6 protein-coding genes are annotated in these 9,690 nt (G+C 56.1%); 2 read left to right on the forward strand and 4 right to left on the reverse strand.

Going from position 1 to position 9,690, the window contains the following annotated elements; all coding sequences use genetic code 11:
• Window position 1: 1 nt before the first annotated feature.
• From KCG46_RS12300 to KCG46_RS12310, 3 genes are read right to left on the reverse strand one after another with little or no spacing between them, the layout of a single operon-like run.
• The gene (locus KCG46_RS12300; RefSeq protein WP_218405737.1) at window positions 2-1,030 is read right to left on the reverse strand and encodes a LacI family DNA-binding transcriptional regulator; all 1,029 of its coding nucleotides are present in this window, start codon (window positions 1,028-1,030) and stop codon (window positions 2-4) included.
• Between the two features lie 16 nt (window positions 1,031-1,046).
• Entirely contained in the window at window positions 1,047-2,675 is a 1,629-nt protein-coding gene (locus KCG46_RS12305; protein WP_255552000.1) for an alpha-glucosidase, read from the reverse strand.
• A 14-nt stretch (window positions 2,676-2,689) separates the two neighbouring features.
• On the reverse strand, window positions 2,690-4,525 hold the full coding sequence (locus KCG46_RS12310) for an alpha-amylase family glycosyl hydrolase (RefSeq protein WP_218405739.1): 1,836 nt from the start codon (window positions 4,523-4,525) through the stop codon (window positions 2,690-2,692).
• Between the two features lie 308 nt (window positions 4,526-4,833).
• Between KCG46_RS12310 and KCG46_RS12315 the strand changes: the two genes are divergently transcribed.
• Both KCG46_RS12315 and KCG46_RS12320 read left to right on the forward strand, forming a co-directional pair.
• A complete protein-coding gene (locus KCG46_RS12315) occupies window positions 4,834-6,435 on the forward strand; it encodes an MFS transporter (RefSeq protein WP_255552001.1) in 1,602 nt (533 codons plus the stop codon).
• Window positions 6,435-7,814 carry an alpha-amylase family glycosyl hydrolase gene (locus KCG46_RS12320; protein WP_218405740.1) on the forward strand — a complete coding sequence of 460 codons (1,380 nt, stop codon included), beginning with the start codon at window positions 6,435-6,437 and terminating at the stop codon, window positions 7,812-7,814. Before KCG46_RS12315 ends, KCG46_RS12320 begins: the two co-directional genes overlap by 1 nt.
• Window positions 7,815-7,817: 3 nt before the next feature.
• On the opposite strand, the gene KCG46_RS12325 is transcribed toward KCG46_RS12320, so the two are convergent.
• Entirely contained in the window at window positions 7,818-9,302 is a 1,485-nt protein-coding gene (locus KCG46_RS12325) for a CRTAC1 family protein (RefSeq protein WP_218405741.1), read from the reverse strand.
• Window positions 9,303-9,690 lie beyond the last annotated feature (388 nt).

Consider the following 9,690-nt stretch of genomic DNA (forward strand, 5'->3'; position numbering starts at 1 on the left):
GTCACCCGCCGCAACTGTCACGAATAAGCAGGCTAGTCTCCAAACGCTGCGACGTCGCTTTGCCGCCTTTAGTGTCGATCAGCTTGGATACCAACATACGCCCGGCAAGGTTTGTGTCCTGATCGATAGTAGTGAGGCGAGGAGTGACCAAGCGAGCGGCCGGAATGTTGTCATAGCCGACCACTGAAATATCATCGGGCACTGATCGTCCGCTAAGCGTCAATGCGCGAATGGCGCCGATTGCGATCAGATCGCTAGCAGCAAAGATGCCGTCAAATTCGATCCCTCGATTGATTGCCGAACGTGCAGCAACTTCACCGGAATGCACATCGAAATGGGCTGGGACAACCAGATCGTTGACCAGCTCGATGTCCGCTTCGCGCAAGGCCTGACGGTACCCGCGGAAACGCTGTTCAGCTTCAGGTGCCTCGGTATCGCCAAGGAACAGCACGCGTTTGCGCCCGAGGCGGAGCAAGTGAGAGGTCGCGCGTCTGCCGCCGGCGACGTTGTCTGATCCGATGGTGCAGTACTGCGCGTCCGGGAATTCTGCGCCCCAGACCACAAAACGATCATCACGGTCGGCGAGCGCGTTAAACCCGTCGTGCAGCGAGCTTTGACCGATAAAGATCATTCCAGTCGCGCGGCTGGTAGTCATCGCAAACTCAAGATCTTCCGCCGAGCTTGGGGCGACATGGCTGATAACAAGATCGGCGTTCCGCTCACGCGCAGCCTCGGCGATCCCGGCCAGCAATTCCAGAAAGAATGGATCGGCCACACGGGTTTCGCGCGCTTGCGGGGCAGGGACGATAACCGCAATCGTCGCTTCCGCGCCAACCGGACCATTGGGCATATGACTGCGAAAATCGTAATCATGCGCGCGCGCAATCTTCCAGATATCCTGCTTGGTCCGGCGTTTTACAGCCGGGCTGTCATTGAGCGCGCGTGAGACTGTCGAAATCGACACGCCTGCCTCGCGGGCAATGTCCTCTAATCGCGCATTCTTTTTTGCTTTTGCATCGGCTTCCTGCATTTGGTCAGCCGTTCCCCTAGTTCGCCCAGTAGCCCGATCGTGCTTCGATCCGGCCCGGGATGGCTCCTGTGGCATTCGCTCTGTTCTGATCGGCGATCATTCTGCCCGATTGAAAACGGGCTGGCGGCGACCAATCGACAGGGTTCGTATCGAGATTGAAGGCGCACAAGATTTCGCCTTCATCCGATGTTCGTACGAATGCGACGATGCCATCGGGGGTGTCAAGCAATTGGCTATCACCAGTCACCAGAGCTGAAAGCGAATTGCGCAATGTCAGCAGGCTGCGTGTGTAGCTGACCATGGAGCTTGCGTCGGCTATCTGGCGGTCAATCGCCCTGTCTTTATGCGCCTCATCCAGCTTCAGCCAGGTTCGGTTTGCCTGAGAAAACCCAGCTTGCGGCGCTTTTGCAGCCCACGGCATCGGCGTACGCGCACCGTCCCGGCCCAAAGTGTGCGGCCAATTCGTGATCGCTTCGGGATCTTGCAGGTCCTCAAACGGAACATGTCCTTGAGGCAGGCCCAATTCTTCGCCTTGGTAGATGATCGGATTGCCGCGCAATGAAAGTAGCAGCAGCATGTTGAGGCGCGAGATTTGATCGAGATTGGCTCCGTCTGACCACCGGGTGACCGCGCGCGGCGCATCGTGGTTTGAAAAGGCCCATGATGGCCAGCCTTCGCCCGCTGCCCCGTCCCAGTTGGATAGGCTTTGCTTGACCAGTTCGGCTGTAAGGTCAGGCGCGTAAAGAAAATCAAAGTTGTACGCGGAATCAAGCCGTTTCCCATTTTCGGTGAAAGCCTTCATTTCGGCAAGAGGATCAGGCCCGCCGACTTCGGCGACGGTAAAGCGGCCGGGATATTCATCTATTGTGCCGCGAATACGCTCAAGAAACGCCGGAATGTCTTCATGCGATTGATTGAATTGCTTGATCTGCATGTCGAACGGCCGCGTTACCTGATCCATGGGCAGGCCCGATGGCGGGTTATCGCGCATCTCTGGATCGTGCATCGAGAAATTCAGTGCATCGAGGCGGAAACCGTCAACGCCGCGATCCAGCCAGAAGCGGGCCGCATCAAGCAAGGCGTCCTGTACATCACGATTATGGACGTTCAGATCAGGCTGGCAGGTCAGGAAATTGTGCAGATAATATTGACGGCGAGGGCCGTCCCACTGCCATGCAGAGCCGCCGAATACTGATTGCCAATTGGACGGGGGCGAACCATCCGGCTTTGGATCGGCCCAGACATACCAATCCGCTTTCGCATTGGTGCGATCGCGGCGGCTTTCCTGAAACCACGCGTGATGATCGGATGTGTGCGAGTAAACCTGATCGATGATAACTTTAATCCCGAGATCATGCGCCTTTGCGATGATCGCGTCGAAATCGTCAAAGTCGCCAAAGCTCGGATCAATCCCGCAGTAGTCCGCGACATCGTAGCCGAAGTCGCGCATCGGAGAGGTGAAGAACGGCGAAATCCAGATGCCATCGCAGCCAAGCGATGCGATATAGTCGAGCCCTTCGACAACGCCGCGCAGATCGCCGATCCCGTCACTGTTCGTGTCGCGAAAGCTGCGTGGATAGATCTGATAGATTACGGCACCGCGCCACCACTCGTCGCTAGTAGACGCCATTGACGGCTTGGCCATTGATAAAGTCTCGTTCATTTTGCGGTCTCTGACACGCGGGCTACACACCAGCCGAATGCAGGAAGCTGCAAGTTGATTGCACCCGGAGCTGTCACTTCGGGAGGGCAATCGCCCGACAGTCTCTCGATCTGGCGAGCATCATATCCGATTACAGACGTTGCACTGATCGGCTCTACAGAAGAATTGAATGCCAACAGATACTCCGCACCCGTTTCAGGATCAAAGCGTGAGAAACTGACCAGACCGGGGCCGGCGTCGTTATACGTTCTCGCCACTTGCTTGCCACTGCGCAAAGCAGCGTGCTTTGACCTGATTGCAGAGAATTCACCGATCAGCTTATAGATCGGATGCTCAACATCGAAGTTTGCTGTCGCTGTCGTTGCATCTGTCCCGATCAGATCATTGTCGTTGTAACTGTCAGTCAGGCTAGGGAACATATCCTCCCGCGCGGCCTGATCGTTGCCATCACCGACAAATCCTTGCTCACTGCCTGAATAAATGACCGGCGATCCGCGCAGTGTCATTAGCATGGCGTGAGCCAGATTTGTGCGGGCCAGCAATTCGTCTTGCGAAATGCCAGGATTGTCGGCCTTCACGAGTGTTGTGAAGCGGCCCATGTCGTGATTTCCGAGGAAAGTCGGCATTGTGCGGGCTGCCTCTTCGCCGCCTTCGTAATTCACATCACCTGCAAACATATCGACGAGGACAGCGGGCGATTGATTGTTGCCTACGACATCGCGAACCGCCGCCTGAAAGGCAAAGTCGAGAATGGCGGGAAAGCCGTCTCTGCGGGTGAACTGGGCAAGGAAGCCGCTGTTCGGACTGTCGGAATAAACCTCTCCGAAAATATGGAAGTTCGGAATCCCCTCTGACTTCGCTGTCTCCAGCATGGCAGGAACGAAGGCCTGCCAGAATTCAGGGTTCACATGTTTGGCTGTGTCAATCCGAAAGCCGTCAATGCCGAAACGGGTGATCCAGCTGGCGTAGATGTCGATCATGCCATCAACGACGCGCGGATGCTCCGTATAGAGATCGTCCAGCCCTGCGAAATCACCGTAACGGCTGCTTTCGCCGCTAAAAGTGGTGCTGCCGCGATTGTGGTAAAACGCTGGATCGTTGAGCCATGCAGGGACCTTAATGCCCTTCTCTGCGTCGGGGACGGTTGGGGTGTATGCGTAGTCAGGCGAAGTGAGTTTTGCGAAGTTTTCTGCCGTCAGCAGATCATCGCCCATAAAGCCTTCATTGATTGCGGCTCCATCCGATGCGCGGCGGGAATAGGGATAGTCTGAAAGGCTTCGGTACGCGTAGTCAAACTGTCCGCCTTCCTCGTAACCGATCACGTCAGCTGTGTGGTTGGTGATGATGTCCATATAGACCTTCATCCCGCGGAGGTGCGCGGCTTCGACGAAGGCTTTGAATTCGTCATTTGTGCCAAAATGCGGATCAATGCTGGTGAAGTCCGTCACCCAGTATCCGTGGTATCCAGCGCTTTCATTGCCTTCGGGCCCTTGAACCGGCTTGTTCTTGAAAATTGGTGCGAACCAGATCGCGGTTACGCCCATACCTTCGATGTAATCGAGTTTGGCGGTTAGCCCTTTGAGGTCGCCGCCATGATAAAACCCTTTGTGTGTAGGGTCATATCCGTGTGTTAGGCGATCACCATCGATACCGCCGCGATCATTTGCTGCATCGCCGTTTTCAAATCTGTCAGGGAGCACGAAATAGACCACTTCGTCTTCGGGTGGCCGCTCGCGCATTTGCGTTACGTCTTCGGGTGCCTCACGCATGGCCCAGGCCGCGCTGCTTACGCCGCACGCCGCCATCAGACACAAAGCCAAGATTCGTTTCATTCTCATCCCCTCCAGCTAATTAGATGCCACCAAATGCAAAGTTTTGCAATTCTTTGTATTCGTATTCTCTTTGGAGAATTCAGGGAATAAAGTTGTTATTTTATATGGGGATGACGATGGGTAGCGCTGTTCTCATAAAACCGAACACGTCGAAAATGCGAAGTTTCTTGCATATTTTTGCAGGAAAGGCAGACTGTGCCACGCAAAAAGCACTAAAGTGTGCGAGCGATATATCGCAAGGGATATGCGAACAGAGGCTTCTTGTCACGCGATGGCGCGTTTGAGGTTTCGGGGTGAGAGGGATCAGAATGAACACCGAAAATGGCAGCATGGCCGGGCGAAAGCCTGCAATGAATCCGGCGCAAATCTGGAATATGAGTTTCGGATTTCTGGGAATCCAGATCGGTTTTGAACTGCAAAACGGCAATGTCAGCCGGATTTTCCAAACGCTCGGTGCAGAGGTAAACGAACTGGCAATCCTTTGGATCGCCGCGCCTATGACTGGTTTGATCGTTCAGCCGATTATTGGCCATATGTCGGACAACACATGGGGCAAATTTGGCCGCCGCCGACCGTATTTCCTCATCGGCGCGATCCTCGCCAGCCTTGCTTTGTTCATCATGCCGAACTCGCCTAGCCTGTGGGTTGCGGCTGGCATGCTGTGGATCATGGACGCCTCCCTCAACATCACAATGGAGCCGTTCCGCGCCTTTGTTGGCGACAATTTACCCGATCGGCAGCGAACGCGCGGCTATGCGATGCAGAGTTTCTTCATCGGGATTGGCGCAGTTATCGCAGGCGCCCTTCCTTGGATGATGACCAACTGGATGGGTCTCTCAAATACCGCTGCAGCTGGAGAGATCCCGGAAACAGTGCAATGGGCCTTTTACATCGGCGGCGCTGCGCTGCTGCTCGCTGTGCTTTGGACTGTGCTTAAAACCAAGGAATACAGCCCTGATCAAATCGCAGCCTTCGAAAAGGCCCGGCATGAGGCGCTTGGCCTTGCTGATGCTGCGGCGAACACGGTTAGGCGAGGGGCATCGCAATTCTTCACAGGAGGCATGATCTGGATTGTGATCGGCGCGCTGTTCGCGGGCTTTGTGATGCATGCGCGCGGCGAGCCGCGTCCGGACTGGCTGGGCTCGATTGAGGTCGGCAAAGAACTCTATATTCTCGCTGGATTGATCGCCGCATTTGGCGCAATCCAGATTTTCGCAGGAATGCTCCGTAACTCGGGCAAAGACGACAACGGATTTATGGAAGTCGTCAACGACCTGTTCGCCATGCCGACCACGATGCGGCAACTGGCCGTCGTCCAGTTTTTCAGCTGGTTCGCGATGTTCGCGCTATGGATCTACGGCACGCCTGCTGTCACCGATTATCACTTTGCTTCGCCCGACCCGACTTCGCAGGGTTATCAGGATGGCGCTGATTGGTGGAGCCTCATGGGGTCAGTGCGCAACGGCCTTGCCGCTGCCGCCGCGCTCGCTTTCGTTGTGGTCGCTGCCAAGATCGACCGCCGCCGTCTGCATTGCTTCAACTTGACAGTCGGCGCTCTCGGTTTCGGTGCGATGATGCTGTTTACTGATCCGGCACTTTTGTGGGTGTCTCAGCTTGGCCTCGGCATTGCTTGGGCTTCGATTGTTTCATTGCCATACGCGATGCTTGCTGGATCGGTGCCTGCGAAGAAAATGGGCATCTATATGGGCATTTTTAATGTCTTCATCGTGGTGCCTCAGTTGATCGCAGCGACACTGCTCGGCTTCCTCATCACAGCGTTCTTTGGCGGCGAGCCAATTTACGCGATGGCGATTGGTGGGGTCTCGTTTCTGCTCGCTGCAATTGCGACCCTGTTTGTGACGGATCAGGCTAGTGCTGCGCCGGCCGCTGCGATGGCGGAGGCGGCGTGATGCGGGCTCTATCTTCGGCAATCGTTCTGGCTGCAGGCCTGGCGCTATCGGGATGCGATGCAGCTCCGTCACCGACCAGCTATGAGCCGCAAAGCTACGTAGAATTCGAGAACGCAGAGTGGACCCGCGACGCGGTGATTTATCAGATAAACACGCGGCAATTTACCTCCGAGGGGACGTTTGCCGCCGCTCAGGAGCAGCTCCCCAGGCTGGCGGAGATGGGCATTGATGTCGTCTGGTTGATGCCAATCCATCCGATCGGTGAGGAGAATCGCAAAGGCTCTATGGGTAGCCCATACTCCGTGCTCGACTATCGCGCGATCAATCCTGATCTGGGCACAGAAGAGGAATTTCGCGCTTTCGTGGATGCGGCTCATGCGCTTGATATCAAAGTCATTCTTGATTGGGTGGCCAACCATTCAGCGTGGGATAGCCCGCTCGTGAGCGCGCATCCAGAATGGTACACAAAGACACCAGAAGGCGACATAATGCCGCCTGAGGGGACAGATTGGTCGGACGTTGTCGACTTTGATTACTCGAACGCGGACCTGCGCGAATACATGACCGGCAGTCTCACCTATTGGGTGCGTGAATTTGATGTCGATGGATACCGCGCCGACGTCGCCGGATATGTCCCGACCGATTTCTGGGAAACCGCGCGGGGCGAACTTGATGCGATCAAGCCGGTCTTCATGCTTGCCGAATGGGAGACCCGCGATCTGCACCGCAAGGCTTTCGATGCGACTTATGCCTGGGGCTGGAAAGAGGCGATGCAAGAGCTTGTCGCGGATGGCAGCGGGGCAGGGGCCATGCGTGGGTATTATTCCGGCCAAAGCGTCTCGTGGCCTCGGGCTGCGTACCGGATGGCCTATACCGACAATCACGATCAGAATTCGTGGGATGGTGTTGCGTCGGAGATTTACGGCCCTGCTTATGAGTCCGCGATTGCATTAAGCTTTGTCGGCCCCGGCATGCCGCTGATCTATAATGGTCAGGAGGCTGACCTCGATAAGCAGCTCGCCTTTTTCGAGAAGGATGAAATTGAGTGGAAGACGGGCCAGTATGATGGCCTCTTCCGCCAGTTCGTTGCTCTGAAGACCGAGGAGCAAGCGCTTTGGAATGGCCGCTATGGTGCACCAATGGTCGATGTGCCCAACAGCGCGAGCGACGATGTGCTTAGCTTCATTCGCGGCGATGCAGGAGGCCGCGTGTTCGCGATTTTCAATCTGTCACCGCGCGCTCAAGAAGTGTCATTCGACCTCGCGCGCCATCATGGGGCTTACCAAAACGCGTTGTCGGGCGAAGCGGCGCAGTTCGCCGGTGATGAAACTGTTGAGCTTGCCCCTTGGGGGTACCGCGTCTTTCGCGAGAAGGATTGACGGCTAAGGCTGATTGATAACGAGCGTTTGTCCGGCGGAAACGCTCGGCTGGATTGTCTCGCTGCCATCGGGCCAGATAATGCGCAGCCCCGCTGTCTGGTGCGTGCCGAGACCGAAGATTTGATCGGTGGAATTGTGCGACGTGAAATTGCTGTTCACCGCCACCATCCGCGTTTGCACCGTGTCGTCGATAGTCAGCCTAACAATCGCCCCAATGGCAAAAGTGTTGGGCGCCTTGCCGCGCAATCGCACTTTGATGCTGTTGCCGCCGCTCAGTTCATTTTTCCAGAGATAGGCTGAGCCCGCAGCCTCAGCGGTTAACAACAAGACATCGACATCGCCGTCATTGTCGAAATCGTCGCAAACCACGCCGCGTCCCTGATCGGTTTCTTGTATAGCGGACACTGCCGCCGCATCAGCGAACGTTCCGTCGCCCTGCGCCATCCATAGCCGCGTTGTATCGTTGACATAGAGGGATGCCGATGGGTCTTTGCCTGCCTCCCAACCATTGGTTTGATAGATGTCGAGCCAGCCATCGGCGTTGAAATCGGCAAAGCACGATCCCCAGCCCCAACCGCCCGGTTCAATGCCGGACGCACCATTGCGAATGAAGCCGCCGCTGCCGGTATTCTGGAACAAGCGATTGCCGTTGATCGAGGATACGAACCAGTCGAGATCGCCATCATTGTCGAAATCGCCGATTGCCGCGCCCATTCCGTTTTCATCGTCAGGCGTAAATCCGCTGGCACCGAAAGTGCCATTGCCATTGTTGATGAGCACTTTTGATCCGCGAAAATCGGACACCATCAGAATATCAAGATCGCGGTCTCCATCAATGTCCGCAAAAGCCGGAGCAAACGTGTAGTCGAAGTTTGGCCCCAACACGCCTTGCGGCAGGTCAAAGGCCAATAGGCCTGCAACGCCGCTTGTCTGGCTTGCCGGCGTGAACCGGATCGTCCCGCCGCTGCTGTCATTGCGCCATAGCGTTTCGGTTTCGCCCGGAATGGTCGGGTCGCGCGGGGTTCCCCAATGCGCCATTAGAACATCGAGATCACCATCGGCGTCATAGTCGCCCAAGGCCATCGAAATGGTCTGGTCAGCGCTTGCAGTGTCAAAGCCCGAACCTGCGGTCACATCGGCGAAATTTCCGGTGCCATCATTGGCGAAAACCTTGGTTGGCCCGCCCTCCAATCCGCCTAGCAGAAGATCAAGATCGCCATCTCCGTCAACGTCTCCGAAGGTCGGGCCACTGTGTCTGCCATTGCTCGTTCCGCCAAGCGAGAATGCCACACCGGCGGCAGCGGCGCGCTCGTCAAATCGCGTGCCGCCCTGATTGATGTAGAGCAGGTTTGGACCGCTATCACCGCGCGCCACGAACACATCGATATCGCCATCATTGTCGATATCGCCGGATGCGGCGCCTCCAGCAAACTGAGCCACCATCGGGTTAAGCCCCGCTGAAAAACCAAAGCTATGATTAATTTGCATCGCAGTAGTCTGATTTGAGAAAGTCGTGTTCGGTCCGCCGGGCAGAGTTGCGGATGCTGAGGCGGTTGGAGTGGGTGTGGGGCCGCCAGAGACCGCGCCACTTGAGGGAGCAGGCGAGCCACTGCCTCCGCCGCAAGCGCTCAAGGCGAGGGCGCACAGCGCACTGTTCGTCAATGCGGTCACGCACGTCTTTGTCATTCCCGATACCTCTCAAGCCGCAATCTCAGTCACGACAATGCAAAAGTTTGCATAAATTTCTGACTTAATAAAGCAGTTTTCTGGTGCTATAGAAACATATGAGAGAAATATTTGCAGGAATTTGCATAAAACTTCATATGAAGCGTGCGTTCCTGTCAGGGAGGGATACATGACAGATCTTCGGGCCAGC

The organism is Erythrobacter crassostreae, from assembly GCF_019204045.1.
Taxonomy (GTDB): domain Bacteria; phylum Pseudomonadota; class Alphaproteobacteria; order Sphingomonadales; family Sphingomonadaceae; genus Erythrobacter; species Erythrobacter crassostreae.

Bases quoted from the DNA above. Each gene is read 5' to 3' on its own strand.
- KCG46_RS12300 (WP_218405737.1), bottom strand. From the start codon at position 1,030: ATGCAGGAAGCCGATGCAAAAGCAAAAAAGAATGCGCGATTAGAGGAC.
- KCG46_RS12305 (WP_255552000.1), bottom strand. From the start codon at position 2,675: ATGGCCAAGCCGTCAATGGCGTCTACTAGCGACGAGTGGTGGCGCGGT.
- KCG46_RS12310 (WP_218405739.1), bottom strand. From the start codon at position 4,525: ATGAAACGAATCTTGGCTTTGTGTCTGATGGCGGCGTGCGGCGTAAGC.
- KCG46_RS12315 (WP_255552001.1), top strand. From the start codon at position 4,834: ATGAACACCGAAAATGGCAGCATGGCCGGGCGAAAGCCTGCAATGAAT.
- KCG46_RS12320 (WP_218405740.1), top strand. From the start codon at position 6,435: ATGCGGGCTCTATCTTCGGCAATCGTTCTGGCTGCAGGCCTGGCGCTA.
- KCG46_RS12325 (WP_218405741.1), bottom strand. From the start codon at position 9,302: ATGCAAATTAATCATAGCTTTGGTTTTTCAGCGGGGCTTAACCCGATG.